Raw genomic sequence first — 26,410 nt, 5'->3', positions numbered from 1 at the left:
CGGGCTAGCCCTGGTTGGCGGGTTCGGCGGTGGTGGGCGCGTCCGTCGAGGCCGGCTCGGAACCCGTGATCGCGTCCTGCAGCGTGGACGAGACGATCTGCTGGGCCGTCAGCCTCGCCTTGACGTTGTCGGCGAAGTCGGCGCTGGCCTCTTTGGCATTCTCCGGGAGTTCGTCCCACTCCGACACGAAGCCCTCGAGGTCTCCCGAACGGATCGCCGCATCGAGGCGGGCGAGGACGGCGCTGTCGCTCTGGTCGGCCGGCGGCGGCGTGTCGGAGGAGCGCACGTTCACCAGCGACCGCAGCCCCGCCATGAACTGATCGCCCACCGGCGCATTCGGCCTCGGCGGCGAGAGCGCCGCGGAAATCCTGCTCTCGACCTCCGGCCACTGCTGGGCGATCTGCCGCTCCGACGGGACGCCCTCGGCGGCGAATGTCCTGAGGCTCTCGGTCGCCTCGCCGGCGCCCGCAGTCGTGGCATAGGTTTCGAGCTGCTCGGCGAAAGGACCGCCGGCGTCGATCGCCGACTTCAGATTGGCGGCGGCGAGCGCGGTCGCCGCCCGCTTGTTGGCCTCCTCGACCGCCGCGAGCCGCTGCCCGAGATCCGTCACCGCGCCGTCGACCTTGGAGCTCGCCGCGGAGGCCGCTTCGTTCGCGGACGTTGCATTCTCGGCGGCGGACTCGGCGGCTTCCAGCGCCGACTGCGCCGTCGACTGGGCGGAATTGGCGGTCTGCTGCGCGTTGGTCGCCGCCTGCTGGGCCGCGCCGGCGGTCTGGTTCGCCGCGGACGCCTGTTTCAGCGCGTCGGCGGCATCGCGGGAGCTCCGCTCACTCGCCTCCGTCGCCCCCTGAACGCCCTCTTGCGCGGTGGTCGCCGTCCGGCTGGCCTCCTCGGCCGACTGCCTGAGGGACGTCAGATCGGCGGTCGAATTTTCGAGCGCCGTGATCCTTTGTTCGAGGGGCGCGAGATCGACCGCCGGGGCCGCTTCACCGGACTCTCCTGCCGCGAGTTGGTCGCGCAGCCTGGCGACTTCCTCGTTGACGCCATTCAGCGCGTCTGTGGTCGCGTAGTCGCCATCTTCAGCCTGCGGGGCGGCACTGAAGCCCGGCAGCACGCCGTTGGCGGCAAGGACCCAGGCACCGCCGAGTGCCAACACCGCGCCGAGCAGCGCGGCGCCGATCACCCCGCCGGCGCCGACGCCGCCGGAACGGCTCGGCGGCGGCGGCGATGCCCGCCCGGTTTCGCTGCGGGCCATACCGCTCGTGCCGCTCGTGGAGCCGGACGACGCGTGGGACCGCCCCGCGGAAGTGTCCGCAGGTTTCGTCCCGCTGGTTGCGCCGGCGGTTCCGGCGGTGGAAGCGGCGCCTGCCGCAGCGCCCGAGGCCGGTTTCGACGACGAAGTGGAGGGCGTCGCCCCGCTCGTCGGCGTCGAACCCCTGGCAGCGGTCGTCCCCGCCGACGGCGCCGCGGCGGGGCTGCCGCTCGGCTTGCCGGTCTCCGGGGACGCCGCCTTCGGCGAACTGCCCGCTGCGATCTTCGCCGGATTGCCGGCAGCGCTGGCGATCCCGGCCTTCGAGGCGCTTTCGGCCGACGAAGCGGCGTTCGCCGCACCACTCGCGGTGGCAGCCGCGCTGCCGCCGGTCGCCGGCGTCGTCGCGGACGACGTGCCGCCGGTCGAGGTGGCGCCGGAACGCGATTCGCTCGCCCCGCTCTTCGTCGGAGCGCCGCTCTTCAACGGGGCCGCAGGCTGTGCCACAGCGGCGCCGGCTGCCGACGTCGCGGCCTGCGCTCTCGTCGCCGGATCGCCGGCGGGCGTGGCTGCATCGCCGGGATTGGCGGACGTCGCCGCCTTGGTCTTGTCGCCTTCGCTCACTGTCGTTTTCTTTTCCGCCTTGAGATCGATCGTCTGGCTGCGCGGCTTGGTCGGTCTTGATCGCCGGGGACGGTTGGTCATAGCGTCGGCTCCATGCTCGCGGGTCGCGGCCATGGGTCGGGATCACCCCCGGCGCGATATTCCTGGCTCATTGGTCCTTCATTCGCGCGCATGGCGCAAGCGTCGAGTACACATTGGATCGTGATGTAGGTTAGCCGAGACATTCGAAAAGCGAGGCGAGGTTCCGCTCCGCCGCAATATGCGTGGTCGCCCGCAATCCTTGCGGCAAAGCGTCGGCGATGCGGGCCGACAGCGTCAGAAGCCGTGGCGGCGGATCGAACAGCTGCGGCATCGCCTCGAACAGGCGCCGGTAGCCCTCGGCCTGGCCGACCGACAGGATCAGCACCGCATCCGGCGGGCCACCGACGAGAACGCTCCCGACCATCGGCGTGGACCACGCCACCGGCACGACGTCGTAGACCTCCAAGATCCGGCAGGCGATGCCGGCCGCAGACAGCGCGCGTTCGAGCGTTCCGGTGCGCCGTCGGCCAGCGGCATAGAGCAGGGTCTCGCCCGGCCCGATGCCGGCCGCGAGCGCCAGGCGTCCCATCTCCGCCGCCGCGCCTTCGGCGACGTGGACATTGGCAAACCCCGCCTCTTTCGCCGCATCGCCCGTCGTACCGCCGACGCAGAACACCGGCCGCAAATCGCGTGGAAAACGCCGGACAAGAGGCGGAACCGCTCTCGCGCTGGTCAGCGCGAAGCCGGCCGGCGCCGCGCCTTCTTCCACCGCTCCGGCCGGCATATCGAGTTCGACGCTTCGCTCCAGCGGCAGGACCAGCGGTCGATGGCCGCGCTCGGCGATCTGCCGGGCGGTCCGCTCCGCTTCGCCCGCCTCGCGCAGGATGAGGACGCGCGCGTGTCCCACGGCCGCTCGCGTCAGGTCGCCCAGCCGTCGAAGAAGCCGGGGCCGGCCGCTTCGAGCACCGTGCGGCCGGCGAGCCGGCCGATCAGTTCGGCATCCTCGGCGACGCCTTCCCGGCGGGTCTGGTGCATCTCGCTGCCGTCGGGCTTCAGGATCATGCCGTGAAGAGCGATCGTGCCATCGCCCTTCACCGTGGCATGGGCGGCGATCGGCGTGCGGCAGGAGCCGTCGAGTTCGGCGAGGAAGGCCCGTTCGGCGAGGAGCGCGACGGTGGTCGGCCGATCGGCGATGGCGGCGACGAGGCGTCGGGTCCGCTCGTCTCCCCGGCGGCTTTCGATGCAGATGGCGCCCTGCCCCGGCGCCGGCGGAAAGACGCCCGGATCGAGGATCTCCGTCGCGACGGCTGCCATCTCCATCCGGTTGAGGCCGGCCATGGCGAGCAGCGTGCCGTCGGCCTGTCCCTCGCCCAGCTTGCGCAGCCGCGTCTGGACGTTGCCGCGGAAGATGACGACCTCGAGATCCGGCCGCATGCGCTTGAGGATCGCCTGGCGCCGCAGCGACGCGGTCCCGACGACCGCGCCCGAGGGAAGCTCCGCGATGGTCGGCGCCGCCCGGCCGATGAAGACGTCGCGAACGTCCTCGCGCGGCAGGAAGGCCGAAATCTCCAGCCCGTCGGGCAGCGCGGTGGCCATGTCCTTGGAGGAATGAACGGCGAGGTCGATCCGGTCTTCGATCAGCGCCAGTTCGATTTCCTTGGTGAACAGACCCTTGCCGCCGACCTCCGACAGGGGACGGTCGAGGATGCGGTCGCCCGAGGTCGAGATCACCTCGATCGCAAAGGCATCCTCCGGCAACCGATGGGCCGCCATCAGCCGGGCCCGCACCTCGCTCGCCTGCGCCAGCGCGAGCTGGCTGCCGCGCGTCCCGATCCGGATGGTCCTGTCGCTCGCCATCGCCTGCTTTTCCGCCCCTGAATACGTTTCTCGTCGACGCCGCAACTTAAGTCGCGCGACCGCCGACCGGAACCATCCGCCTTGCCTTTTTTGACGAAGGCCGCCGGAGGCTCGTTCGCCGTTCCCCCATTCCCGTTCGAACCACAGCCACGGCGGCCGGGCTCGAGAGAGCCGAGCGGCAGACCGCCCGGTTGGCATCGGCAGGCGCTTTCGCCTATCTGAAGCGAGTTGCCTCAGCCAGCGAACGGGCGCCCCTTGTCTTCGAGCGAAACGTCGAGCGAAACGATACCGATGCCCGGCACCCCCCTCGCCGGCGACCGCGCCGTGGTCCTCGGCATCGAGACGAGCTGCGACGAGACCGCCGCGGCCGTGGTCCGCCGGTCGCCGTCGGGCGCGGCGGAGATCCTGTCCAACGTCGTCCTGTCGCAGATCGAGGAACATGCGGCCTTCGGGGGCGTCGTGCCGGAGATCGCCGCGCGGGCCCATGTCGAAGCCCTCGACGGCATCGTCAAAGTGGCCCTGATCGAGGCCGGCATGACCCTTGCGGACATCGACGCGGTCGCGGCGACGGTCGGGCCCGGCCTCGTCGGCGGGCTGCTCGTCGGAGCGATGACCGGCAAGGCGATCGCCGCCGCACGGGGCCTGCCCTTCCTCGCCATCAACCATCTCGAAGGCCACGCCCTCTCGCCCCGGCTGTCGGACGGCGTCGCCTATCCCTACCTCCTGCTCCTGGTGTCGGGCGGCCACAGCCAGATCCTGCTGGTCCGGGCGCTCGGTGACTACGAGCGCTGGGGTTCGACCATCGACGACGCGCTGGGCGAGGCCTTCGACAAGACGGCGAAGCTCCTGTCTTTGCCCCATCCCGGCGGGCCGAACGTCGAGACGATGGCGGCGAGAGGCGATCCGAAGCGCTTCGCCCTCCCCCGGCCGATGAAGGGAGAAGCGCGGCTCGACTTCTCGTTTTCGGGGCTGAAGACCGCGGTGCGGCTGGTCGCGGAGGCCCATGCCCCGCTTTCGGACGACGACGTCGCCGATCTCTGCGCCAGCTTCCAGCGCGCCGCCGCCGAGACGGTCGCCGACCGGGTCCGGCGCGCCTTGATCCGCTTCCGCGAGACCTTCCCGGCCCTCGCCGATCCCGTCCTCGGAGTCGCGGGCGGCGTCGGCGCCAATCAGGCGATCCGCGACGCGCTGCTGGCCGAATGCGAGGCCGCAGGCGCAAGGCTGGTCGCCCCGCCGCTGAAACTGTGCTCGGACAACGGCGCGATGATCGCCTATGCCGGCCTCGAACGCCTCGAAGCCGGGCGGACCGATCGGCTGGATGCACCCGTGCGCTCGCGCTGGCCGCTCGACGAAAGATCGGCGCCGCTCGTCGGCCATGGCAGGCGGGGAGCCAAGGCATGAGCGCGATCGCCGTCCTCGGCGCCGGCGCCTGGGGCACGGCGCTCGCCGCGCTCCATGCCCGGGGCGGAGCGCCCGTCCGCCTCTTTGGCCGGGACGCCGAAACCATCGCCGCGATCGAAACGCGCCACGAGAATCCGCGCTATCTGCCGGGCATCCCCTTGCCTCCGTCGATCCGTCCCACGACCGACGCCGGCGAAGCGCTCGCGGGAGCGAACGTCGTCCTCCTGGTGGTTCCGGCGCAGAGCCTCGCCGGGCTCGCGGCCACGCTCGCCGAAGCCCTGCCGGCCGATGCGACGCTCGTCCTCTGCGCCAAGGGGATCGAGCGGCGCACCGGCCGCTTCATGTCCGACATCGTCGCCGACGCCCTGCCCGACCGGCTCGTCGGCGTCCTGTCCGGGCCGAGCTTCGCGTCGGACGTCGCCCGCGGCCTGCCGACCGCGGTGACCGTGGCCGCGAGTGACGGCGAGGCCGCCGACGCGCTCGCCCGGCGTCTGTCGACCGAGAGCTTCCGCTGCTATGCGAGCGACGACCTGCGCGGCGTCGAGGCGGGCGGCGCCTTGAAGAACGTGCTGGCGCTCGCCGCGGGCGTGGTGATCGGCCGCGGCCTCGGCGCATCCGCTCAGGCGGCGCTCGTCACCCGCGGCTTCGTCGAGTTGCGCAGGCTCGGCGAGGCCCTGGGCGGGCGGCCGGAAACGCTGATGGGCCTTTCCGGCCTCGGCGACCTGATCCTCACCTGCTCCTCGCCGCAGTCGCGCAACTTCGCCTATGGCGCGGCGCTCGGACGGGGCGAGGATCTGTCCGGCCTGAAGCTCGCCGAAGGCGTCTTCACCGCGGCGATCGCGGCGAGACTGGCCGGCGAAAGCGGCATCGAGGCGCCGATCGTCGAGACGGTTGCGGAACTTCTCTCGGGCGAGCTTTCGGTGGACGAGGCGGCCCAGCGCCTCCTGATGCGCCCGTTGAAGCGCGAAGTCGGTTGAAAGCCGGGCGTTCCCGCGATAGCTCCTCGCCCGGAAAGCCTTTGCCGTCCGTCGCCGCCGCGTCTCAGGCGCCGACCAACCTTCGGGAAACGTCCATGCTGTTCGCCATCCTCTGCACCGACAAGCCGGATCATCTCCAGGTCCGTCTGGACAATCGTCCGGAGCATCTGAAGTTTCTCAATTCCCTCGGCGACAAGCTGAAATTCGCCGGCCCGTTCCTCGGCGACGACGAGAAGCCGAACGGCAGCCTCGTCATGATCGACGCGGAATCGCTCGATGCCGCGAAGGCGCTCGCCGCCGAAGATCCCTATGCCAGGGCCGGGCTCTTCGAGAGCGTGACGGTGAGGCGCTGGAACTGGTCGGTCAAGAACCCGGACGCCGCGTGAGATGCGATACTGGCTCTACAAGTCCGAGCCCGCCACCTGGTCCTGGGACCAGCAGAAGGCGAAGGGCGAGGTCGGCGAGGAATGGACGGGCGTGCGCAACTACCAGGCCCGCAACTTCATGCGCGAGATGAAGCGCGGCGACCGCGGCTTCTTCTACCACTCCAACGAGGGCAAGGAAGTCGTCGGCATCGTCGAGGTGGTGAAGGAGGTTCACCCCGATTCCACCGCCGACGACCCGAAGTGGGAGTGCGTCGACATCAAGGCGGTGATGGACGTCCCGGAACCGGTGTCGCTCGACCGGATCAAGGGCGAGCCGGCGCTGAAGGACATGGTGCTGGTCAACAACTCCCGCCTGTCGGTGCAGCCGGTGACCGAGGCGGAGTTCGCCCATGTCTGCGAGATGAGCGGTGTCGATCCGAAAAAGGCGATGAAGGGCTGAGGCTTGCGACGGGGCGGGTTTTGCGTCGGGAGTTCGCGGCGCCGGATTGGATGGCGCCGCCCCCACCACCTCGTCTTTCTCGGGCTCCGTCCCGAGACTCCAGGGATCGTGGAACTCTATCGACGAAAGCTGCAGGGAGCAGAAGCGGCCGATGCCGTGGCATTTGTCTGCAGATCCTCGGCATGGAGGCCAACGAGATTCACGCATTTGGATGGACTTTCTCGGCGTGGAGGAGCGGTCGCCAAGATTGAAGCCTCGTCATCCCGGCCTCCGAGCCGGGATCCATTCCTCAGCGGTGAAGCGGCCTGTTCGATGCAGATAAAACAATGCTTTCGGAACGGCCGCCACAACGACGGCAACGATTTGGAATGGATCCCGGCTCGGAGGCCGGGATGACGAGGTCTTGATGCCTCCACCCATTCTGCAAGGTCGATGCGCCGCGCGATCCGCTGATCGCTGGACCGGGATGGGACGTGTGAATGCGGGAGAAACGGGGCCCGCGAATGACGAAGCGATAAATGCGTGCATTCATGTTTGCAGATGTCATGGAGCCCATGTGGCGAGGTGGGCCGAGCCAGTGGTTTTCTAAAAATGCATCGCAGTCTTTGCTGCGAGCGACATGTCGCCCGGCTATGTGATCGGAACCAATCCGCAAACGGAACATTTCAAGAACGAAACCACCGTTCCGGAGACGATCCATGAGCAATCTCGACGCCAAGACCCAAGATGCCTCCAACACCGAGAAGGACCCGTCCGACTGGACCACCGGCGGCGAGCCGATGACCGGGGCGCAGGCCTCCTATCTGAAGACCTTGTGCGAAGAGACCGGTCACCCGTTCGACGAGAGCCTCAACAAGGCCGACGCTTCGAAGCTGATCGACCTTCTGCAGGGTGAGAGCAAACGGGTCAGCGACGGCGAGAGCTGATCCCGCATCAACTGTCCCGACCAGAATATCCCAAGGGCTGCGCGACCTCTCGCCGGCCCCCTTTTGGATACGCAGCTCACGTCGCCTTTGCCGCAGCACCTTCCGCAGCATCGCGGATGGCGGCGATGTTCCGCTCGTAGTGCTCCGGCGTCCCGCCCTTGAACACCGCCGAGCCGGCGACGAGAGCGTTGGCCCCGGCCGCAATCACCCGGGGCGCCGTCTCGGGCGTCACGCCGCCGTCCACCTCGATGTCGATCGGCCGGTCGCCGATCATCGCCTTGACCCTGCGGATCTTGTCGACGACCGCCGGAATGAAGGCCTGGCCGCCGAAGCCGGGATTGACGGTCATCAGGAGAACCAGGTCGAGCCGGTCGAGCACGTAGGCGATGGCGTCCTCCGGCGTCGACGGATTGAGCGCGACGCCGGCCTTCTTGCCGGTCGCCTTGATTGCCTGGAGCGAGCGGTCGAGATGGGTCGTCGCCTCGGCATGGACGGTGATGACGTCGCAGCCGGCCTCGGCGAAGGCCTCGATGTAGGGGTCGCAGGGCGTAATCATCAGATGGCAGTCGAACACCTTCGCCGACGCTCCGCGCACGGCTTTGACGATGGGCGGACCGAAGGTGATGTTCGGTACGAAATGCCCGTCCATGACGTCGAGATGGATCCAGTCCGCCCCCATCCGGTCGACCGCCGCGACCTCCTCGCCGAGGCGGGAGAAGTCCGACGACAGAATGGACGGGGCGATGACGATCGGGCGTGTCATGGACGGGTCTCCTCTTCCCCGTTGCCGAAGGCCGCGACGTCGCCGCGCTCGGATTCGGGGTGCACGTATTCGGCGTTCCGACCGGGCTTTTGCAGGAACACCCGGCTCGCCGCAATGTCTTCCGCCGCGATCTCGGATAAGGCGGCCGCATCGAGCGGGCCGGTCTCGGCTTCGAACAGCCGGTTCGCCTGCCGAAGCCGCGCCCGGTCCAGCGCGTTGCGGATCGAGCGGGCATTGGCGAAATGCGGCTGGCCGCGGCGGTGCTCGATATAGCGCGACAGCATCGCCGTCGCATCCTCGGTCAGATGATAGTTCTGGCGCTCCAGCATGCCGACGGCGATCTTGTGGAGTTCGTCGTTGGAATAGTCCGGAAAGTCGATGTGGTGGGCGATGCGCGAGCGGAAACCCGGATTGGATTCGAAGAACCTGTCCATCCGGTCGGCATAGCCGGCGAGGATGACGACGAGATCGTCGCGCTGGTTCTCCATCACCTGGAGGAGGATCTCGATCGCCTCCTGGCCATAGTCCCGCTCGTTCTCGGGTCGGTAGAGGTAGTAGGCCTCGTCGATGAACAACACGCCGCCCATCGCTTTCTTCAGGATGTCTTTGGTCTTCGGCGCCGTATGGCCGATATACTGGCCGACGAGATCGTCGCGGGTGACCGAGACGAGATGGCCCTTGCGGATGTAGCCGAGCCGGTGGAGGAGGTTCGCCATCTTCAGGGCGACGGTCGTCTTGCCGGTGCCGGGATTGCCGGTGAAGCTCATGTGCAGCGTCGGCGTCTCGTGGGCGAGGCCGAGCCGCCGCCGCGCCCGCTCGACGAGCAAGAGCGCCGCCGTCTCCCGGATCCGCTTCTTGACCGGCTTCAGGCCGACGAGCTCGCGGTCGAGTTCCTCCAGCACCTCGCGCACGCCGGCGTCTTCGTATTCGCGCCGGAGGTCGACGGTGGTGGGGGGCGCCGAGGCGACTTCGTCAGCGACCGGATTCTCGTCCTGATTGGTAGGGAAGGCTGCTGCCGGCTGTGGCTGTCCGGCCGCTTTCTCAGGCGTGGCACCTTTGCCCAACTGATCGAGATAACTCATCGAATGACCTCTCGCTGAATGGTTGCAGGGTCGACGCCTCGCCCGCGATACCCCCTCGGCGCCGACCTCACAGATCTGGCCTCACACCGCGTAGCGCTCGCCCTCCGGCCTGGCGTCGGCGTAGGGCTCGGTGGTGTAGCGCATGTTGCGGCCGTTGCCCTCCTGGCGGCGGAGGCGGAAGCCCGGCTCCTCCTTCGGCCGGTTGACGATGAAGGAGAGCTTCACAGACTCCCAGCCATGGGTGGAATCGAAGGCCGACAGGCGGATGTAGCGGTCGCCATAGGCCTTCCGGCAGCTCTGGAGCTCCATCATGATGCCGGCGGCATCGGCGATGTCGAACATCGGCTGGCCCCACATCTCCCAATAGGTGTTCCGGGGATGCGGATCGTCGGTGTATTCGAGATTCACCGCCCAGCCGTTGTCGAGGCAGTACTGGATCTGCCGGCCGATCTGCTCGTCGGTGAGATCGGGCAGGAATGAGAACGTTCCTTGGGTCATGCGCATGGCGTCGATTCCTCTGAGAAGGTTGAAGCGGCGGCGTGAAGCGGCCGGGACGGGCCTTGGGAGGAAAACCCGCCCCGGCCCTCACGCCACGGCTCAGGCAGCCGTGGCCGTCACCGCGTAGTCCGGCGAGTCGGTCGAGGTGTAGTTGAAGGTGACGTCCTTCCACGTATCGAGGGCCGCCTTCAGCGGCGAGCACGTCTTGGCGGCCTCGTTGAGGATGTCCGGCCCCTCCCGGACGATGTCCCGGCCCTCGTTGCGGGCGAGGATCATGCATTCGAGCGCCACGCGATTGGCGGTCGCGCCCGCGGCGATCCCCATCGGATGGCCGATCGTGCCGCCGCCGAACTGCAGGACGACGTCTTCGGCGAGGAGGTCGATCAGCTGATGCATCTGGCCGGCATGGATGCCGCCGGAGGCGACCGGCATCATCTTGTTGAGCGAGGCCCAGGGCTGGTCGAAGAAGATGCCGTTTTCGAGCCGCTGCTCGGTGAACTCGTTGCGGCAGATGTCGTAATAGCCCCGCGTCGTCGCCGGATCGCCTTCCAGCTTGCCGACCACCGTGCCGGCATGGATGTGGTCGACGCCGGCGAGACGTGCCCATTTGGCGATGACGCGGAAGGAGACGCCATGGGTCTTCTGGCGGGTGTAGGTGGAGTGACCCGCCCGGTGGAGATGCAGGATCATGTTCTTTTTGCGCGCCCACTTCGCCATAGACTGCATCGCCGTCCAGCCGATGACGAGGTCGATCATGACGATGTTCGAGCCGAGTTCGGCGGCGAATTCCGCCCGCTCGTACATGTCCTCCATGGTGGCGGCGGTGACGTTGAGATAGGTGCCCTTGATCTCGCCGGTGGCGGCCTGCGCCTTGTTCACCGCCTCCATGCAGTAGAGGAAGCGCTCGCGCCAATCCATGAAGGGCTGCGAGTTGATGTTTTCGTCGTCCTTGGTGAAGTCGAGCCCGCCCTTCAGCGCCTCGTAGACGACGCGGCCGTAGTTGCGGCCCGACAGGCCGAGCTTGGGCTTGACCGTCGCGCCGAGCAGCGGCCGGCCGAACTTGTCCAGGCGCTCGCGCTCGACGACGATGCCGGTCGCCGGTCCCTGAAAAGTCTTCACATAGGCGGTCGGCAGCCGCATGTCCTCGAGGCGGAGTCCCTTCAGCGGCTTGAAGCCGAAGACGTTGCCGATGATCGAGGCGGTGAGGTTGGCGATCGAGCCGGGCTCGAACAGGTCGAGATCATAGGCGATGTAGGCGAAATACTGGTCGGTGGTGTTCGGCACCTTGTCGACCCGGTAGGCCTTCGCACGGTATTTTTCGGCCGCGGTGAGGCGATCCGTCCAGACCACCGTCCAGGTCGCCGTCGAACTCTCGCCGGCGACCGCCGCCGCCGCCTCGATCGGATCGACGCCGTCCTGCGGCGTGATCCGGAAACAGGCGATGACGTCGGTCTCCTTCGGCTGGTAGTCGGGCTCCCAGTAGCCCATCTTCTTGTATTCCATGACGCCGGACTTGTAGCGCTCCTTGCCGGTGACGGTCTGCGATCCCGTGTCCATCTTGCCTTCTCCTCTTCGTGAATTCCGGCTTCGCCCGATCGCCCCGGACCCGGAGTGCGGACAAAGTCTTCCCCGTCGCCGCAAAGCCTCGCCTCGCGTCGTCGCCGTTCTGGTCTGTCGTCGTTTCGTCCCGGCTCTTTCGAGCCGGATTCATCGCCCGCCTATGCGGCCGCGGCGGCGGTGACCTCGATGCGCGGTTCGAGTTCGCCCGACTGGTATCGCGCCGCCATCTGGTCGAGCGGCAGCGGCCTGATCTTCGCCGCCTGCCCGGCGCAGCCGAAGGCTTCGTAGCGTTCGAGGCAGAGCTTCTTCAGAGCGTCCATCGCCGGCGTCAGGAACTTGCGCGGATCGAACTCCTCCGGCTTTTCCATTGCCACCTTGCGGAACTGCGCCGTCATCGCCATCCGGCAGTCGGTGTCGATGTTGACCTTGCGGACGCCGTGCCGGATGCCGCGGACGATCTCCTCGACCGGCACCCCATAGGTCTCCCGCATCCTGCCGCCATAGCGGTTGATCAGCTCCTGGAGATCCTCCGGCACCGAGGAGGAGCCGTGCATCACGAGATGCGTGTTCGGCAGCTTGGCGTGGATCTCCTCGATCACATGCATCGCGAGGATCTCGCCGTCCGGCTTGCGGGTGAACTTGTAGGCGCCGTGGGAGGTACCCATGGCGATCGCCAGCGCGTCGACCTTGGTCCGGCGGACGAAATCGACCGCCTGATCCGGATCGGTGAGCAGCCTGTCGTGGGACAGCTTGCCCTCGAAGCCGACGCCGTCCTCCTTCTCGCCCTCGCCGGTCTCCAGCGAGCCGAGGACGCCGAGCTCGCCCTCCACCGACGCGCCCACCCAGTGGGCCATGCGGGTCACCCGTTCGGTGATGGTGACGTTGTAGTCGTAGGAGGCCGGCGTCTTCATGTCGGCTTCGAGCGAGCCGTCCATCATCACCGAGGTGAAGCCGTGGCGAATGGCGGTGAGACAGGTCTGCTCGTTGTTGCCGTGGTCCTGATGGATGCAGACCGGGATCTGCGGAAACATCTCGACGAGCGCGTCCATCATCTTTTCCAGCATGATGTCCCTGGCGTAGGACCGCGCCCCGCGCGAGGCCTGCATGATGACCGGCGCGTCGCTCCTGGCGGCCGCCTCCATGATCGCCAGACCCTGCTCCATGTTGTTGATGTTGAACGCCGGCACGCCATAACCCCCGTCGGCGGCGTGATCGAGCAACTGTCTCAGCGTGATCTTGGCCATGGCGCAGCGGCCTCCTCTTTCGCACACGTCTTTCCCGTGCGCGGGGAAGGGTTTCCCCGCGCCATGTCGTCTCCATGCCGTCACTCGGTATCGGGGGCCGGCCTCCCCGGCCGGCCCATGCGCCGTGGCGGCGCTTACTGCTTCAGCATCTCGTCCGCCGCGGCAACCACCGCCTCGGCGGTGATGCCGAACTTCGCGTAGACTTCCGGCGCCGGCGCCGAGGCGCCGAAGGTGTTCATGCCGATGAAGCGGCCGTCCTCGCCGAGCCAGCGGTCCCAGCCGAGCCGCGCCGCCGCCTCGATGGCGATGCGCGGCGCGTTGCCGAGCACGGACTTGCGATAGGCCGCGTCCTGCTCCTCGAAGAGCTCCCAGCAGGGCATCGAGACGACGGCGACCTTCAGGCCCTTTTCCTTGAGCTTCTCGGCGGCTTCGAGGGCGAGCGAGACTTCGGTGCCGGTCGAAAGGAGCGTGAAGTCCCGCGGGCCGTCGGTATCCTTGAGCACATAGGCGCCCTTGCGGGTCTTGTTCTCCGAGACCGAACCGGAGCGCACCGTCGGCACGCCCTGGCGCGACAGCGCCATCACCGACGGGCGCTTCAACTCGCCCAGGGCGATTTCCCAGGCCTCGTTGGTCTCGACCGCATCGGCCGGCCGGAACAGGAGGAGATTGGGGGTCGCGCGGTGGATCGCCAGATGCTCGATCGGCTGGTGCGTCGGGCCGTCCTCGCCGAGGCCGATGGAATCGTGGGTCATGACGTAGACGACCCGGATCCCCATCAGCGCCGACAGGCGGATCGCCCCGCGCGCATAGTCGGTGAAGCACATGAAGGTGCCGCCATAGGGGATGAAGCCGCCATGCAGCGCCAGGCCGTTCATCACCGCGGCCATGCCGTGCTCGCGCACGCCGTAGCGGACGTAGCGGCCGGCGAAATCGCCGGGGGCGACGTCCTTCAGGCCCTTGGTCTTGGTGTTGTTCGAGGGCGTCAGATCCGCCGAACCGCCGATGGTCAGTTCGCTCGCCCCGTTGATCACCTCGAGCGCCATTTCGGACGCCTTGCGGGTGGCGACGTTCGGCTTGTCGGTGACGACGTCGGCCCGCGCCTTGGCCATCAGCTCGGCGAGGTTCTCCGGCAGCGTCGTCGCATATTGCGCCTCGAACTCGGCCCGCTTCGGCGCGGCGTCGCGGGTCTTCTCCCAGGCCTCGCGCGCCTCGCGCCCCTTCTGCGCCGCCGCGTGCCAGGCCTCGGTGATCGCGTCGGGAATGACGAAGGCCTCGGACGTCCAGCCGAGATGCTTGCGCGTCGCCGCGACCTCGTCCTTGCCCAGCGCGTTGCCGTGCACCTTGTCGGTGCCCTGCAGGTTCGGCGCGCCGTAGCCGATGATGGTGCGGCAGGCGATGAAGGCGGGCTTATCGCTCGCCCGGGCCTCTTCGATCACCTTCTCGATCGCCTCCGGATCGTGGCCGTCGACCGCCCAGGTGTTCCAGCCATGGGCCTCGAAACGCTCGCGCTGGTCGATCGAGGTGGCGAGCTTGGTGTCGCCGTCGATCGAGATGTGGTTGTCGTCGAAGAAGTAGATCAGCTTGTTCAGCTTCAGATGGCCGGCAAGGTCGATCGCCTCGTGGGAGATGCCCTCCATCAGGCAGCCGTCGCCGCAGAACACGTAGGTGTAATGATCGACGAGATCCTCGCCGAAGCGGGCCGCGAGCATCCGTTCGGCCAGCGCCATGCCGACCGACATGGTGATGCCCTGGCCGAGCGGGCCGGTGGTCGCCTCGATGCCGGCGGCATGGCCGTATTCCGGATGGCCGGCGGTGCGGCTGCCGAGCTGCCGGAAGTTCTCGATCTCCTCGATCGTCATCTCCGGGAAGCCGAGGAGATGCATGACGGAGTATTGCAGCATCGAGCCGTGGCCGTTCGACAGGACGAAGCGGTCGCGGTTCGGCCAGTCCGGCTTCGAGGGATCGACGCGCAGGAACTTCGAGAACAGGACGGCCGCGACGTCGGCCATGCCCATCGGCATGCCGGGATGGCCCGAATTCGCCTTCTGGACGGCGTCCATCGACAGGGCGCGGATGGCGTTCGCCATGTCGCGGAGGGAGACGCCCGCCATCTCGTGGGGCATTTGTTCGGCGGATTGAGACATGATGTCTTCCTTGGAATTTAAGTTCGAGCTCAGGACGCCCGGCGTTTCTTTTCCATCAGCTGGAGGATCAGCGGCGTCAGGATGAGCTGCATGGCTATGTCGAGCTTGTTGCCCGGCGCAACGATCGAGTTGGCGCGAGACATGAAGCTCCCGTGGATCATAGACAGAAGATAGGGAAAATCGATGCCGCGGGGCTTCGCAAAGCGGATGACGATCATCGATTCGTCCGGCGTCGGGATCCAGCGGGCGATGAACGGGTCGGAGGTGTCGACGATCGGCACGCGCTGGAAGTTGATGTCGGTGCGGGCGAATTGCGGGCAGATGTATTTCACGTAGTCGGGCATGCGCCTCAGGATCGTGTCCATCACCGCCTCGGTCGAATAGCCTCTCGTCGCCTTGTCCCGGTGGATCTTCTGGATCCATTCGAGATTGATCACCGGCACGACGCCGATCTTGAGATCCACCAGCGGCGCGAGATCGACCGTTTCGGTCTTCACGCAGCCGTGCAGGCCTTCGTAGAAGAGCAGGTCGCTCTCCTCCAGCGGCGCCCAGTCGGAAAAGGTGCCGGGCTCGCCGCCGTAGAGCTGCGCCTCGTCCTGGTCGTGGATGTAGTGGCGCGTCTCCCCCCTGCCCTTGCGGCCGAAGTCCTGGAAGACTTCCTGCAGCCTTTCCAGGATGTTGGCCTCCGGGCTGAAGTGGGAGAAGTCGCGATTGCCGTTCGCCTCCTCCTCCAGCATCTTGGCCTTCATCGCCCGGCGGTCGTAGCGGTGGAAGGCGTCGCCCTCGATGAAGGCGGCCCGGACGTGCTCGCGGCGGAAGATCTGGTCGAAGATCTTCTTGACGGATGTCGTGCCGGCCCCGGACGAGCCGGTGATGGCGATGATCGGATGCTTGGCGGACATCTCGTTTTCCTCCCGAAGCCCGATGCGCCTCCCCACGCAACGGGCCGACCGTCTTCACGCCCTGAACAGGCTCCTCTTGCCGAACAGCGGCGAGCGCTCGGCGAGCGCCGAGGGATCGGCGATGTAGCGCGCGACCCGTTCGACCTCGCGCCCGGACCCGAAGACCAGCGGCGTGCGGTCGTGCAGGCCCTCCGGCTCGATGTCGAGGATCGGCGTCGTCCCGTCGGTCGCCCTGCCGCCGGCATTTTCGACGCAGAAGGCGACGGGGTTGGCCTCGTAGACCAGCCGCAGCCGGCCCTTGGCATAGTTCTTCCGGCCGTCGCCCGGATAAAGGAAGATGCCGCCGCGCAAGAGGATGCGGTAGCAGTCGGCGACCAGCGACCCGACCCAGCGCATGTTGAAGTCGCGCTCGCGCGGGCCTTCGCTGCCGGCCAGCAGATCGTCGATGTAGCTGCGGATCGGCTGGTCCCAGTGGCGGTAGTTCGAAGCGTTGATGGCGAACTCGTTCGCCTTGTCGGCGATCGCGATCGACGCGTTCAGTTCGACGAAACCGCCGAAGCCCGGCGAGAAGATGAAGACGTGGGTGCCGTTGCCCATCGACATGACGAGAAGCAGCTGCGGGCCGTAGACGAAGAACCCGGCCCCGAGCTGCCGCGAGCCCTTCTGACGGAAGACCTTCGACGGGTCCGCCCGGTGCTCCTCCTCGACCGGCAGGATCGAGAAGATCGTCCCGATCGTGACGTCGGTCTCGATGTTGGACGAACCGTCGAGCGGATCGATCGCCATCGCCAGCCCGGCGTCCGGCTTCAGGAGCACCGCATCGTCCTGCTCCTCGGAGCCGAAGAAGGCGAGCGGCGAGGCCTCGGCGGCCTCCATGAAGATCTTGTCGGCGACGACGTCGAGCTCCTTCTGCACGTCGCCACCGGCGTTCGTGCCGCCCTTCGCCTGGCCGAGGCCCTCGCCGCCGGCGGTGATCTTGTTGCGAAGCTTGACCGCGGCGGTCGCGAGATTGCGGATCGTGGTGCCGACCTGACGCTTCAGCGGGTCGTTGCCGCATTGCGATTCGAGATGAGCGTCGAGGGACGATGCCATGCTTTCCTCCATGGAGCTGCCGGGTTCTTCGCCCGGCTGGCTCTGATGGAGGCAGCATGGGCACCCGGGACGGGTAAGTAAAATTTATTATCTTTACGCAAGCCGTAAATCAAAATAACTAAGGGGTCATGCGGAACCTCACTTTGCGCCAATTGCGGTCGGTCCAGGCGATCAGCCGGCACGGCACCATCGCCGCGGCCGCCAGACAATTAGGGCTGACGGCGCCGGCGGTGACCTTACAGGTGAAACAGATGGAGGACGACGTCGGACTCGCTCTGTTCGACCGAACGAGCGACGGCATGCGGCTGACGATGGCCGGCGTCGCCGTGCTGGCCGCCGCCAACGCCATCGAGACGACGCTGAAGGGGCTCTCCGAGGAAATCGATTCGATCAAGGGCGTCAGGTCCGGCACCATTCATCTCGGCGTGGTCTCGACGGCGAAATATTTCGCGCCGCGCCTGATCGCCTCCTTCCGCGAGGCCTATCCCCAGATCGAGGTGAAGCTCAAGGTCGGCAATCGACACGACATCATCGCCGACCTCAAGGACTACAAGCTCGACATCGCGCTGATGGGCCGCCCGCCGATCGAGTTTCCGGTCGAATCCACCTTCTTCGGCGACCATCCGCTGGTGATCATCGCCCACCCGGCCCATCCGCTGGTGCGCCAGCGGGAAATCGGGCGCGACCGGCTTCTCGCCGAGACGATCATCATCCGCGAACAGGGTTCGGGGACGCGGGCGGCGCTCGAAGGCTTCTTCGCCGAGCATCCCGATCGGCTGGCCGAGCGGAGCGTCGAGATGGGCTCCAACGAGACGATCAAGCAGGCGGTGATGGCCGGGCTCGGCATCGCCTTCATCTCGGCCCACACGATCGCCTTCGAGGTGGAGATGGGCCGGCTCGCCGTGCTCGACGTCGCCGACATGCCGATCCGGCGAAAATGGTTCGCCGTCTGCCGCAAGGAGCGCATCGCCGCCCCGGCGGAGCGGGCCTTCAAGCAGTTTCTGGTGGAACGGGGGGCGAAGCACCTGCCGCTGCTCGACCGGCTTTATCCGGCAGAGACGATCGAGGCCCAGTAAGAGCTGTGCCACGAGGCGACGCGGCGCATCCCTCGGCAATCGCTGCGCCATACCCGGGCGCTGTCGTCCGCCGCGCATGAAATCGAGGCCCATCCAGTTCGGCGCTGCATCGTCCTTGGCCCCTTGGCGCGACGCCTGCGCCAATGACGATCCGGCGTCACGCCCCGCCCGCATCGATCAGCGGCGCCCGTTTCAGCGCCGCGAGATCGGCCGAGCCGGTGCAGAAGCAGGCGATCCGCAATTCCTGGACGACGCCGGCGAAATGCGCCGCCACCGCCTCGGTCGAACGGTCCGCCGCCGCCAGCGAGGCCGCCGCCTGGCCGCCGACGTCGGCGCCGAGGCGAATCGCCCTGGCGACGTCGAGACCGGTCCTCAGGCCGCCCGAGCCGATCACCATGGTATCCGGGCATGCGGCCCGCACGTCGACGATCGCCCGCGCCGTCGGGATGCCCCAGTCGGCGAAGACCATCGCGGTCTTCTTCAGCCGCGCGTCCTCCGCCCGCTCGGCTTCGACCGCCGCCCAGCTCGTCCCCCCCGCGCCGGCGACGTCGATGGCCGCGGCGCCGAGGTCGACGAGCCGCCGGGCGAGCGATGCCGAGATCCCGGCACCGACTTCCTTGACGACCAGCGGCACCGGCAGGTCTCGCGCCAGCGCCCCGATCCTGTCGAGGATCCCCCGCCAGTCCGTGTCGCCGCCGGCCTGGACGGCCTCCTGCAGGGGGTTGAGATGGACGATCAGCGCGTCGGCGCCGATCATCTCGACGGCCCGCATCGCCTGGTCCCGGCCATAGCCGAGGCCGAGCTGCGCGGCGCCGATGTTCGCCAGGATCGGGATCGAGGGCGCAAGGCGACGCAGCGAGGCGTCGAGCCCGCCGCTGGCGCGCCCCTCGATGGCGATGCGCTGGGAGCCGACGGCGAGCGCGATACCGAGGTCCTCGGCGGCTTCCGCCAGATGGGCGTTGATCCGGGCCGCCCGCTCCGGCCCGCCGGTCATCGAGGAGATCAGCAGCGGCGCCTTCAGCCGCTTGCCGAAAAACGCCGCCGAAAGATCGATTTCGGCCAACGACAGCTCGGGAAGCGCGCAATGCTCGAAACGGACGGCATCGAGCCCCGAGGCGATCCGGCCGCCCCCCGAGGGGCCGGCGGCGAGCACGATGTCGATGTGGTCGCTCTTGCGGCCGGCGATGTCGCCGCCTTGCGCCCCCGGGCCGTCGCCGGGCTCTCGTCGCTTCGTCAAGGGCGCTGGTCCTATCGTCGCAGCCTCGGGGCAAACGCTTTCGCGGCCTGCCGATGCGGCTATTGTCCTCGGCGGATTCGTTTGCGACGATGATCATCGCCGCAGACGGGAAAGCGCCGCACATACAACGCGTTTACGGCGAGCAAAGACTGTCGACAAGGTCGTTTTCCGGTTAATGATTCAGTCGAACGTCGCCGATTGCCGATGCGGTATGGAGTTCAAGACGATAGCAATGCTCGCAGATTTCGCGCCCCCTCCTTCGGCCGCCCTCCCCCCGGCCGGCTCTTCGAGATGTCTAGGTGGCCATGTCGCCTGAACTGCTCCGTGATCTGACCAGGCAGCGCGATCTGATCGATCAGCGGCTTCGATCCCTGGTTCCCCGTGCTTTGCCCGGCCAGACCGCGCTCGACGAGGCCATCGCGGCGAGCGTCCTTGCGCCCGGCAAGCGGCTGCGGCCGATGATGACCGTCCTCGTCGCCATGGATCTCGGCGGCGACGTCGAGACCGCGGTCGACGCCGGCTGCGCGGTCGAGATGGTGCATGCCGCCTCGCTCACCCTCGACGACCTGCCGTCGATGGACGACGCGACGATGCGGCGCGGCCGGCCCGCCGTCCATGCCGCCTATGGCGAGGATGTCGCCATCCTCGCCGCGATCGCCGCGCTTTCGGGCGCCTTCGAGACGCTGGCGAAACTCTCCGGCACGAGCGACAAGGTGCGGGCGGAAAGCGTCGCGATCCTCACCCGTGCCGTCGGCGTCTCCGGCCTCGTCGCCGGCCAGCTCGCCGATCTGCGCGACGGCGCCCATCAGCGCGACGTGACCGACATCGCCGCGACCAACAGCCTGAAAACCGGCTCGCTGTTTTCCGCCGCGGTGGAAATCGGCGCGGCCGTCGCCGGCGCCGACCACCGGGTGCGGATCTCGCTTCGCAACTTCGCGACCGAACTCGGCCACGCTTTTCAGCTCCTCGACGACCTGCTCGACGAGGACGTCAACGCCGGCCGCACGGGCAAGGACGTCGGCAAGGACGTTGGCAAGTCGACCATCGGTTCGGTCATCGGCAGCGATTCGGTGATCGGTCGCATCGGCGCTCACGTGGCGAGGGCGCACGCCCTCCTCGACGAATCGGTCGGCCCGGAGAGCTTGATGCACGGCTGCGTCGACGTCATCTTCGCAGAGGCGATGCCCGCCGCGCGTGCAGGGAAGACCCCCGCGGACGTGGGCGCGAAATAGGCCGGACGCGGCGCCGCGGCGACACCACGCCAAGGGCGCGGGCGTGCGGAGGACGGCGCGACAGACGATCCGCCGGCGATGGAGAAGGTGATGACGACGATCGAATTTCTCGGCCTCGCGGCAGTGGCGCTCGTCGTCTTGCTGATCATGGAGGGCGTCGCCTGGGCGGCGCACAAATACATCATGCACGGCTTCGGCTGGGGGTGGCACAAGTCCCATCACGAAGAGACCGAGGGCGTGTTCGAAAAGAACGATCTTTACGCCGTGGTGTTCTCGGTTCTCGCCATCGCCCTCTTCGTCGTCGGCTCCAACGGCCATCCGGTGGTGTTCGCCGTCGCGGTCGGGATCACCATGTACGGCGTCTTCTATTTCGTCGTCCACGACGGTCTCGTTCATCAGCGCTGGCCGTTCCGGCACATTCCGCACAAGGGTTATGCCAAGCGGCTCGTCCAGGCGCACCGGCTGCATCACGCCGTCGAGGGCAAGCAGGGCTGCGTCTCCTTCGGGTTCCTCTACGCGCCGCCGGTGGAGCAACTCTCCTCGGAGCTGCGGCGCCGCGGAACGGTCGCGGCCGAGCGGCAGGCGCAGAAGGCCGAGCCGTCAGAGACGCGTGCGTCGGTCTCCTGAGCTCCGCTCGGCACCGGTCGGTCCCCCGCGCGGTCGCGTCCAGAGCTTCGGCGAGCGCCCGACCGGCCAGGGAATGCGCGTCGCGGCGACCTTGAGGGCGCCGAGACCGACATGGCGCAGCTTCGCCGCCCGGCTGGTCGAGACCCGCTGGCCGTAGGCGCCGGCACCCCGCGCCCTGATGTCGAGGCCGATCTGCCGATAGACGCCGTGCGCCGTCGCCACCGCCCAGGCCGACCGGGCGGGAAGCGCGCTCAAGCCGACGAAGGCCGAGCGATAATAGGGCTCGGCGAAATCGACCAGCCGCCCCGCCAGGGCCGCGACCTCTTCGCGCCTGGCAGGATCCGTGAGGTCCTTTGCCTCCAGCCGCGCTTCGGCGAGCCATGCGGCAGGAACGTAGACGCGGCCGTTGCGGGCGTCCTCGACGATGTCGCGGGCGATGTTGGTGAGCTGGAAGGCCATGCCGAGATCGCTCGCCCGGTCCAGCGTCCGCTCGCCCTTCGCCCCCATGATCGTCGCCATCATCACCCCGACGACGCCGGCGACGCGATAGCAGTAGGACAGCGTGTCCTCGATCGTCTCGTAATGCTCATCGCCGACGTCCATGCGGTAGCCTTCGAGATGCTCGACGAAGAGCCGCGTCGGCAGGCGGTGCCGACGGGCGACTTCGGCCATCGACAGGAACGGGGGATCCACCGCTTCCTCGCCGTCGAGGGCCCGCAGGGTTTCGACGAGGAGATGGTTCAGCCGCTGCATCGGCTCCGGCTCTTCGACGGCGGGCCGCCTGGAGAGGCCGAGATGCTGGCCATCGATGACGTCGTCGCAGTGCCGGCACCACGCATAGAGCATCATGGCGCTCTCGCGGACCTCGGGCGCGAAGAGCTTGGCCGCCGCCGCAAAGCTCTTGGAGCCCCTGGCGATCGTGTCCTCGGCAAGGGCGGCGAGTTCGGCTCTGTCGGTGCGGGCGAGCGGCGGCGGCATCGGTTCGCTGGCAATCGACATCGCCTCAGCCCGCACCATCCGCGATCATCAGGCCGGCCGTCGCCTTGGCCGAGCCGACGACCCCGGGCACGCCGGCGCCGGGATGCGTCCCCGCGCCGACGAAATAGAGGTTCGCAATCTCGTCGTCGCGGTTGTGGGGCCGGAACCAGGCGCTCTGGGTGAGCACCGGATCGAGCGAGAAGGCCGAGCCGAGATGGGCGTTCAGCTCCGACTTGAAGTCGGCCGGGGTGAAGATCCGGCAGGTGGCGAGATCGCCCCGAAGGCCGGGAATGTAACGCTCCTCCAGATAGGCGAGGATCCTGTCGCGATAGACCGGTCCCTCCTTTTCCCAGTCGATGTCGGCATTGCCGAGATGCGGCACCGGCGACAGGACGTAGAAGGCGCCGGCCCCGTCCGGCGCCAGCGAGGGGTCGGTGACGCAAGGGTTGTGCAGATAGAGCGAGAAGTCGCCGGGCAGGTCCCGGCCGTTGAAGATCTCGGAGATCAGCTCGCGATAGCGCGCGCCGAAGCAGACGGTGTGGTGGCGGATGTCCGGCCGGTGGGTCTTAAGCCCGAAATAGATGACGAAGAGCGACATGGAAAAGCGCTTCTTCGCCAGCCGCCTGGCCTGCGATGCGCCGCGGGCGCTGGCGCCGAGCAGCCGGCCGTAAGTGTGAACGACGTCGGCATTCGATGCGACCATGTCGGCCGCGAACCGGCGCCCGTCCTTCAGCCGCACGGCGCGGGCGAGGCCGCCCGCCATCTCGATCTCGGCGACCTCGGCGGAGAGTTCGATCCGCCCGCCGATGTCGGTGAAGAGCTTTACGAGCCCGTTGACCAGCGCCCCGGTGCCGCCGCGCGCGAACCAGACACCCCATTCCCGTTCGAGCGCGTGGATGAGGGCGTAGATCGAGGAGGTGGCGAACGGATTGCCGCCGACCAGCAGCGAGTGGAAAGAGAAGGTCTGGCGCAGATGCTCGTCCTTGATGAAGTCGGCGACCTTGGAATAGACGCTGCGCCAGGCCTGCAGCCGCGCCAGTTGCGGTCCGGCGCGGACCATGTCGCGGAAATTGAGGAAGGGCACGGTGCCGAGCTTCTCGTAGCCCTCCCGGAACACGTCTTTCGAATAGGCCAGGAAGCGGCGATAGCCTTCGACGTCGGCCGGCTCGAAGTCGCGGATCTGCCGGTCGAGTTCGGCCTGGTCGTTGACGTAGTCGAAGGAGCGGCCGTCTTCCCAGCAGAGCCGGTAGAAGGGCGAGACCGGTAGGAGCTCGACATAGTCGGCCATCCTGCGGCCGGCCGCGGAGAACAGCTCTTCGAGCGCCGTCGGGTCGGTGATCACCGTCGGCCCGGCGTCGAAGGTGTAGCCGGCATCCTGATAGACGTAGGCCCGGCCACCGGGCTTGTCGCGCTTCTCGACGAGGACCGTCTCGATGCCCGCAGCCTGCAGGCGGATGGCGAGCGCGAGGCCGCCGAACCCTGCGCCGACGACCACGGCCCGGCGCCCGCCAGCCGCCGTCTCCGCTCCCCTGACGTCGGTCGCGGCGCTCATGCGAGATCTCCCGTCAGCCGGTGGCGGGCCAGGACGCGAATGGCGCTGCCGAAGGGAACGGGCGGCTTGCCGGTGAGGATGCGCAGCTTGTCCCGCGTCTTCAGCCGGGCGGCATAGAACCGCGCGACCAGCGGCGCGTCGAGCCGGTAGAAATGTTCGAGGATGCGGTAGCGCTGCGAGGCGTCGCCGGCGAAGTAGAGAAGCCGATTGAGCATGCGGAAGAAGCCGCGCTCCTTCCAGGTCGAGACGGAGTGGGCGCGCGTCTCGGCGTAGACGGCGGCCGCGCCGAGATCCGGCAGCCGGGCCAGCCGGTCGGCGAGCTTCACCGCGTCCGGCAGCGAATAGCCGGTCGTCGGGTGAAACAGCCCGGCTGCGAGGCCGGACGCGGCGACGCCCGCCTTCTCGTCCCAGAATGCCTCGATGTCGCCGTCGATGGCGATCGGCAGGATGCCCTCCTCCTCCCGGACGATCTCTCCGGCCGTCCAGCCGTGGTCGTTCATGTATTGCCGGATCGAGGCGGCGAGACGCGCGCGATCGAGATCGGCTCCGTCGGCATAGTAGGTATCCTCGATCAACAGCCGCGTCGCCGTCAGCGGCAGGAGATAGACGAAGCGGTAGCCGTCCGACTGCGGCACCGTCGCGTCCATGATCACCGGCCGGTCCACCCCGTGGGCCGCCGTCATCTCGATCTCCTGGCCGAGGAATTTCTGGAAGCCGAGCCGCATGTGCCGGCTCGGCGCGTGTCCGCGCCCGTCGACGACGCATGAGGCCTCGATCTCGGCGCCGTCCTGGAGAACGACACGCGTCGGCGTCACGGCCCGCGCGGGCGCATTGCAGAGGATCCGCTCCCCGAGCCGCCCCGTCAGCAAGTCCCGAAACCGCTCCGAGGAGACGCTGCAATAGCCGGTGCCGAGGCGTTTGCGCCGGTTGGGAAACCGTACCTCGTTGTCGCTCCAGCGATAGGTCACGAACGGTGCCATCCAGCCGTGTTCGCTCGCCGTCAGGTCGCCCTGGTGAAACGACCAGGTATGGTTGCCGCCGACGTCCGGCCCCGCCTCGATCAGCCGGAAGCTGAGATCCGGCCGCAGCTCCGACAGACGCCAAGCGATGAGGCCGTTGGCGAGCCCACCTCCGACGAGCGCGATGTCGAGGCGTTCAGGTCGGGCCATGGCCGTCCCGTCCGGCCGGTCGCTCGAAGTCGCCAGACGCTGCCAATGCCCGCTCGATGATGTCTCCCGCCAACTTCGCTCCGCCAGACCCTTGAATGTCGCGCCCGATGCGCGATGCATTGTCAGTGAAACTAGACGTTCCCAGCAATCGCTCAAGACGAGTGGCGATGGATCGCGTGGACAAATGGCCGCGCGTGAGCCTCTCGCCGACACCGTGATGGACGATGCGGGCGGCGACGCCCGGCTGGTCGAAGGCCATCGGGATTGCCAGCATGGGCGTTCCCGCCTCCAGCGCGTCGAGGACGGTGTTCATCCCCGCATGGGTGACGCAGAGGTCGGCTTCGGCGAGCATCGCGCGCTGCGGCACGAAATCGGTGACGTGGCGGGCGCCGATCGTCGATGCCTCGGCTTCCGTCAACCCGCCGCAATGGGCGACGACGCAGTCCGCGCCGATGCGCTCGCAGGCCCTGGCGATCCTGCGGAACAGCCGCAGCCGATGCCCCTGCAACGTGCCGAAGGAGGCGAAGACGAGAGGGCGACCGGGATCGCGCCGGATCGCCGGCGCCGCCTCGTCGCGGCCTCGGCGGCGGATCGGCCCGACGGCATGGCGGATCGGCGAGGGCTCGCGCGGGAAGTCGAAGCTCCAGGTGAGCTGGCTGATCTGGCAGGTGGTGGACAGGCAACCGGCGAGCGTCGCGAGGTTCGGCAGATCGAATTCATCGGCCCATCGGGCGATCGTCTTCCTCTGCCGGGCCAGCAGCAGCCCGGCCACCGTCACCCCGCCCCTGTTGCGCTTCAGCCCCGCCTCGCTCGGATCGTAGGGCCAGCCGAGGAAAGGCAGCGGCACCGTCGGATCGTCATGAACAGGCAGCGCCGAGGCGACCGAGACGAATGGCAGGCCGAGATGGCGGGCAATCAGGCCGGCGGCCGGTTCCATCTGATCACCGACCATCGCCCCGATCCGCAGATCGCGGCACAGCGCCGGAGCCTCGCGGCAGAGATCCTCCGTCAGCCTTGCAGCGTCGCGCACCGTCCTCAGCACCGACAGGGGCGTACCGCCGCCGGCCGCGCGGGTGATCAACCGGTCGAGATCATGGCGCGATCGCCGGCCGACCTCGTGGACGAAGATCCCCTCGCCGCCGGCAGTGATCATCCCGGCTGCGCCGGCATTGACGATGAAGTGAACGCCATGGCCGCGGCCTCGCAACTCTTCCGCCAGGGCTTCGAAGAGGCGCAGATGGCTGTAATAGGGCGGGCAGACGACGGCGATTTCGGTCATCGGGCACGAAGTTGGGGACGGACATGGCTTGAAACGCCTGGACGGAAGCTCATCCTTAGGCGATGCCTCTCGTGGGCGCCATTCTCATCCCTTCC

Annotated in this window: 25 protein-coding genes; 9 read left to right on the top strand and 16 right to left on the bottom strand. The window is 68.0% G+C overall.

Annotation, left to right across the window (positions count from 1 at the left end; all coding sequences use genetic code 11):
- Positions 1-4: 4 nt before the first annotated feature.
- Complete coding sequence (locus LZD57_RS08200) at positions 5-1,255, bottom strand: COG4223 family protein (protein WP_233719126.1); 1,251 nt, start codon at positions 1,253-1,255, stop codon at positions 5-7.
- A 16-nt stretch (positions 1,256-1,271) separates the two neighbouring features.
- Between LZD57_RS08200 and LZD57_RS08195 the strand changes: the two genes are divergently transcribed.
- Positions 1,272-2,078, top strand: coding sequence for a hypothetical protein (locus tag LZD57_RS08195; protein WP_233719125.1), 807 nt, complete (start codon positions 1,272-1,274; stop codon positions 2,076-2,078).
- 6 nt (positions 2,079-2,084) lie between these two features.
- Here the strand turns inward: LZD57_RS08195 and LZD57_RS08190 are convergent, their stop codons facing one another.
- Positions 2,085-2,801 carry a uroporphyrinogen-III synthase gene (locus LZD57_RS08190; RefSeq protein ID WP_233719124.1) on the bottom strand — a complete coding sequence of 239 codons (717 nt, stop codon included), beginning with the start codon at positions 2,799-2,801 and terminating at the stop codon, positions 2,085-2,087.
- Between the two features lie 11 nt (positions 2,802-2,812).
- Positions 2,813-3,751, bottom strand: coding sequence for a hydroxymethylbilane synthase (gene hemC, locus LZD57_RS08185; RefSeq protein WP_233719123.1), 939 nt, complete (start codon positions 3,749-3,751; stop codon positions 2,813-2,815).
- A gap of 291 nt (positions 3,752-4,042) precedes the next feature.
- On the opposite strand from hemC, the gene tsaD reads away from it, so the two are divergent.
- The 5 genes from tsaD (at position 4,043) to LZD57_RS08160 (ending at position 7,880) form a co-directional block, all read left to right on the top strand.
- Positions 4,043-5,152 carry a tRNA (adenosine(37)-N6)-threonylcarbamoyltransferase complex transferase subunit TsaD gene (gene tsaD / locus LZD57_RS08180; RefSeq protein ID WP_233719122.1) on the top strand — a complete coding sequence of 370 codons (1,110 nt, stop codon included), beginning with the start codon at positions 4,043-4,045 and terminating at the stop codon, positions 5,150-5,152.
- A complete protein-coding gene (locus LZD57_RS08175; RefSeq protein ID WP_233719121.1) occupies positions 5,149-6,129 on the top strand; it encodes an NAD(P)H-dependent glycerol-3-phosphate dehydrogenase in 981 nt (326 codons plus the stop codon). Before tsaD ends, LZD57_RS08175 begins: the two co-directional genes overlap by 4 nt.
- A gap of 95 nt (positions 6,130-6,224) precedes the next feature.
- A complete protein-coding gene (locus tag LZD57_RS08170) occupies positions 6,225-6,515 on the top strand; it encodes a YciI-like protein (protein WP_233719120.1) in 291 nt (96 codons plus the stop codon).
- A gap of 1 nt (position 6,516) precedes the next feature.
- Positions 6,517-6,954 (top strand): EVE domain-containing protein, encoded by a 438-nt coding sequence (locus LZD57_RS08165; RefSeq protein WP_233719119.1) that lies wholly within the window; start codon positions 6,517-6,519, stop codon positions 6,952-6,954.
- A 698-nt stretch (positions 6,955-7,652) separates the two neighbouring features.
- Entirely contained in the window at positions 7,653-7,880 is a 228-nt protein-coding gene (locus tag LZD57_RS08160; RefSeq protein WP_233719118.1) for a DUF3072 domain-containing protein, read from the top strand.
- A gap of 76 nt (positions 7,881-7,956) precedes the next feature.
- On the opposite strand, the gene rpe is transcribed toward LZD57_RS08160, so the two are convergent.
- The 8 genes from rpe to LZD57_RS08120 all read right to left on the bottom strand — a co-directional run bounded on the left by rpe (position 7,957) and on the right by LZD57_RS08120 (position 17,165).
- The gene (rpe, locus tag LZD57_RS08155) at positions 7,957-8,643 is read right to left on the bottom strand and encodes a ribulose-phosphate 3-epimerase (protein WP_233719117.1); all 687 of its coding nucleotides are present in this window, start codon (positions 8,641-8,643) and stop codon (positions 7,957-7,959) included.
- Positions 8,640-9,725, bottom strand: coding sequence for a CbbX protein (gene cbbX, locus LZD57_RS08150; RefSeq protein ID WP_233719116.1), 1,086 nt, complete (start codon positions 9,723-9,725; stop codon positions 8,640-8,642). Before cbbX ends, rpe begins: the two co-directional genes overlap by 4 nt.
- Positions 9,726-9,806: 81 nt before the next feature.
- The gene (locus LZD57_RS08145; protein WP_233719115.1) at positions 9,807-10,229 is read right to left on the bottom strand and encodes a ribulose bisphosphate carboxylase small subunit; all 423 of its coding nucleotides are present in this window, start codon (positions 10,227-10,229) and stop codon (positions 9,807-9,809) included.
- A 93-nt stretch (positions 10,230-10,322) separates the two neighbouring features.
- Complete coding sequence (locus LZD57_RS08140; RefSeq protein ID WP_233719114.1) at positions 10,323-11,780, bottom strand: form I ribulose bisphosphate carboxylase large subunit; 1,458 nt, start codon at positions 11,778-11,780, stop codon at positions 10,323-10,325.
- Between the two features lie 161 nt (positions 11,781-11,941).
- Complete coding sequence (gene fba, locus LZD57_RS08135; protein WP_233719113.1) at positions 11,942-13,027, bottom strand: class II fructose-bisphosphate aldolase; 1,086 nt, start codon at positions 13,025-13,027, stop codon at positions 11,942-11,944.
- 134 nt (positions 13,028-13,161) lie between these two features.
- Positions 13,162-15,171, bottom strand: a complete 2,010-nt coding sequence (tkt, locus tag LZD57_RS08130) for a transketolase (RefSeq protein ID WP_233719112.1) — start codon at positions 15,169-15,171, stop codon at positions 13,162-13,164.
- A 29-nt stretch (positions 15,172-15,200) separates the two neighbouring features.
- Positions 15,201-16,073, bottom strand: a complete 873-nt coding sequence (locus LZD57_RS08125) for a phosphoribulokinase (protein WP_233719111.1) — start codon at positions 16,071-16,073, stop codon at positions 15,201-15,203.
- A 54-nt stretch (positions 16,074-16,127) separates the two neighbouring features.
- On the bottom strand, positions 16,128-17,165 hold the full coding sequence (locus LZD57_RS08120; RefSeq protein ID WP_233719110.1) for a class 1 fructose-bisphosphatase: 1,038 nt from the start codon (positions 17,163-17,165) through the stop codon (positions 16,128-16,130).
- Between the two features lie 128 nt (positions 17,166-17,293).
- Between LZD57_RS08120 and LZD57_RS08115 the strand changes: the two genes are divergently transcribed.
- A complete protein-coding gene (locus LZD57_RS08115; RefSeq protein ID WP_233719109.1) occupies positions 17,294-18,241 on the top strand; it encodes a LysR family transcriptional regulator in 948 nt (315 codons plus the stop codon).
- 157 nt (positions 18,242-18,398) lie between these two features.
- Here the strand turns inward: LZD57_RS08115 and fni are convergent, their stop codons facing one another.
- Positions 18,399-19,478 (bottom strand): type 2 isopentenyl-diphosphate Delta-isomerase, encoded by a 1,080-nt coding sequence (gene fni, locus LZD57_RS08110; RefSeq protein ID WP_233719108.1) that lies wholly within the window; start codon positions 19,476-19,478, stop codon positions 18,399-18,401.
- Between the two features lie 305 nt (positions 19,479-19,783).
- Between fni and LZD57_RS08105 the strand changes: the two genes are divergently transcribed.
- Both LZD57_RS08105 and LZD57_RS08100 read left to right on the top strand, forming a co-directional pair.
- Complete coding sequence (locus tag LZD57_RS08105; protein ID WP_233719273.1) at positions 19,784-20,710, top strand: polyprenyl synthetase family protein; 927 nt, start codon at positions 19,784-19,786, stop codon at positions 20,708-20,710.
- Positions 20,711-20,800: 90 nt separating this feature from the next.
- Positions 20,801-21,337, top strand: coding sequence for a sterol desaturase family protein (locus LZD57_RS08100; RefSeq protein ID WP_233719107.1), 537 nt, complete (start codon positions 20,801-20,803; stop codon positions 21,335-21,337).
- On the opposite strand, the gene LZD57_RS08095 is transcribed toward LZD57_RS08100, so the two are convergent.
- From LZD57_RS08095 to LZD57_RS08080, 4 genes are read right to left on the bottom strand one after another with little or no spacing between them, the layout of a single operon-like run.
- A complete protein-coding gene (locus LZD57_RS08095; RefSeq protein ID WP_233719106.1) occupies positions 21,311-22,354 on the bottom strand; it encodes a phytoene/squalene synthase family protein in 1,044 nt (347 codons plus the stop codon). The genes LZD57_RS08100 and LZD57_RS08095 overlap by 27 nt on opposite strands.
- Positions 22,341-23,867, bottom strand: coding sequence for a phytoene desaturase (locus LZD57_RS08090; protein WP_233719105.1), 1,527 nt, complete (start codon positions 23,865-23,867; stop codon positions 22,341-22,343). Before LZD57_RS08090 ends, LZD57_RS08095 begins: the two co-directional genes overlap by 14 nt.
- A complete protein-coding gene (gene crtY, locus LZD57_RS08085; protein WP_233719104.1) occupies positions 23,864-25,036 on the bottom strand; it encodes a lycopene beta-cyclase CrtY in 1,173 nt (390 codons plus the stop codon). Before crtY ends, LZD57_RS08090 begins: the two co-directional genes overlap by 4 nt.
- Positions 25,023-26,315 (bottom strand): glycosyltransferase, encoded by a 1,293-nt coding sequence (locus LZD57_RS08080; RefSeq protein WP_233719103.1) that lies wholly within the window; start codon positions 26,313-26,315, stop codon positions 25,023-25,025. The genes crtY and LZD57_RS08080 overlap by 14 nt, the downstream gene beginning before the upstream one ends.
- Positions 26,316-26,410 lie beyond the last annotated feature (95 nt).

The sequence above is a fragment of the Jiella avicenniae genome (genome assembly GCF_021390325.1).
Lineage (GTDB): Bacteria > Pseudomonadota > Alphaproteobacteria > Rhizobiales > Rhizobiaceae > Jiella > Jiella avicenniae.
Note: the sequence above shows the minus strand (reverse complement) of the source record. Positions and strands in the feature narration are given on the sequence as shown.

Bases quoted from the DNA above. Each gene is read 5' to 3' on its own strand.
- crtY (WP_233719104.1), bottom strand. From the start codon at position 25,036: ATGGCCCGACCTGAACGCCTCGACATCGCGCTCGTCGGAGGTGGGCTC.
- LZD57_RS08160 (WP_233719118.1), top strand. From the start codon at position 7,653: ATGAGCAATCTCGACGCCAAGACCCAAGATGCCTCCAACACCGAGAAG.
- LZD57_RS08095 (WP_233719106.1), bottom strand. From the start codon at position 22,354: ATGGTGCGGGCTGAGGCGATGTCGATTGCCAGCGAACCGATGCCGCCG.
- LZD57_RS08115 (WP_233719109.1), top strand. From the start codon at position 17,294: ATGCGGAACCTCACTTTGCGCCAATTGCGGTCGGTCCAGGCGATCAGC.
- LZD57_RS08090 (WP_233719105.1), bottom strand. From the start codon at position 23,867: ATGAGCGCCGCGACCGACGTCAGGGGAGCGGAGACGGCGGCTGGCGGG.
- hemC (WP_233719123.1), bottom strand. From the start codon at position 3,751: ATGGCGAGCGACAGGACCATCCGGATCGGGACGCGCGGCAGCCAGCTC.
- rpe (WP_233719117.1), bottom strand. From the start codon at position 8,643: ATGACACGCCCGATCGTCATCGCCCCGTCCATTCTGTCGTCGGACTTC.
- LZD57_RS08165 (WP_233719119.1), top strand. From the start codon at position 6,517: ATGCGATACTGGCTCTACAAGTCCGAGCCCGCCACCTGGTCCTGGGAC.
- cbbX (WP_233719116.1), bottom strand. From the start codon at position 9,725: ATGAGTTATCTCGATCAGTTGGGCAAAGGTGCCACGCCTGAGAAAGCG.
- LZD57_RS08100 (WP_233719107.1), top strand. From the start codon at position 20,801: ATGACGACGATCGAATTTCTCGGCCTCGCGGCAGTGGCGCTCGTCGTC.
- LZD57_RS08170 (WP_233719120.1), top strand. From the start codon at position 6,225: ATGCTGTTCGCCATCCTCTGCACCGACAAGCCGGATCATCTCCAGGTC.
- tsaD (WP_233719122.1), top strand. From the start codon at position 4,043: ATGCCCGGCACCCCCCTCGCCGGCGACCGCGCCGTGGTCCTCGGCATC.
- LZD57_RS08105 (WP_233719273.1), top strand. From the start codon at position 19,784: ATGTCGCCTGAACTGCTCCGTGATCTGACCAGGCAGCGCGATCTGATC.
- LZD57_RS08175 (WP_233719121.1), top strand. From the start codon at position 5,149: ATGAGCGCGATCGCCGTCCTCGGCGCCGGCGCCTGGGGCACGGCGCTC.
- LZD57_RS08200 (WP_233719126.1), bottom strand. From the start codon at position 1,255: ATGGCCCGCAGCGAAACCGGGCGGGCATCGCCGCCGCCGCCGAGCCGT.
- LZD57_RS08145 (WP_233719115.1), bottom strand. From the start codon at position 10,229: ATGCGCATGACCCAAGGAACGTTCTCATTCCTGCCCGATCTCACCGAC.
- LZD57_RS08080 (WP_233719103.1), bottom strand. From the start codon at position 26,315: ATGACCGAAATCGCCGTCGTCTGCCCGCCCTATTACAGCCATCTGCGC.
- LZD57_RS08120 (WP_233719110.1), bottom strand. From the start codon at position 17,165: ATGGCATCGTCCCTCGACGCTCATCTCGAATCGCAATGCGGCAACGAC.
- fba (WP_233719113.1), bottom strand. From the start codon at position 13,027: ATGGCCAAGATCACGCTGAGACAGTTGCTCGATCACGCCGCCGACGGG.
- tkt (WP_233719112.1), bottom strand. From the start codon at position 15,171: ATGTCTCAATCCGCCGAACAAATGCCCCACGAGATGGCGGGCGTCTCC.
- LZD57_RS08140 (WP_233719114.1), bottom strand. From the start codon at position 11,780: ATGGACACGGGATCGCAGACCGTCACCGGCAAGGAGCGCTACAAGTCC.
- LZD57_RS08125 (WP_233719111.1), bottom strand. From the start codon at position 16,073: ATGTCCGCCAAGCATCCGATCATCGCCATCACCGGCTCGTCCGGGGCC.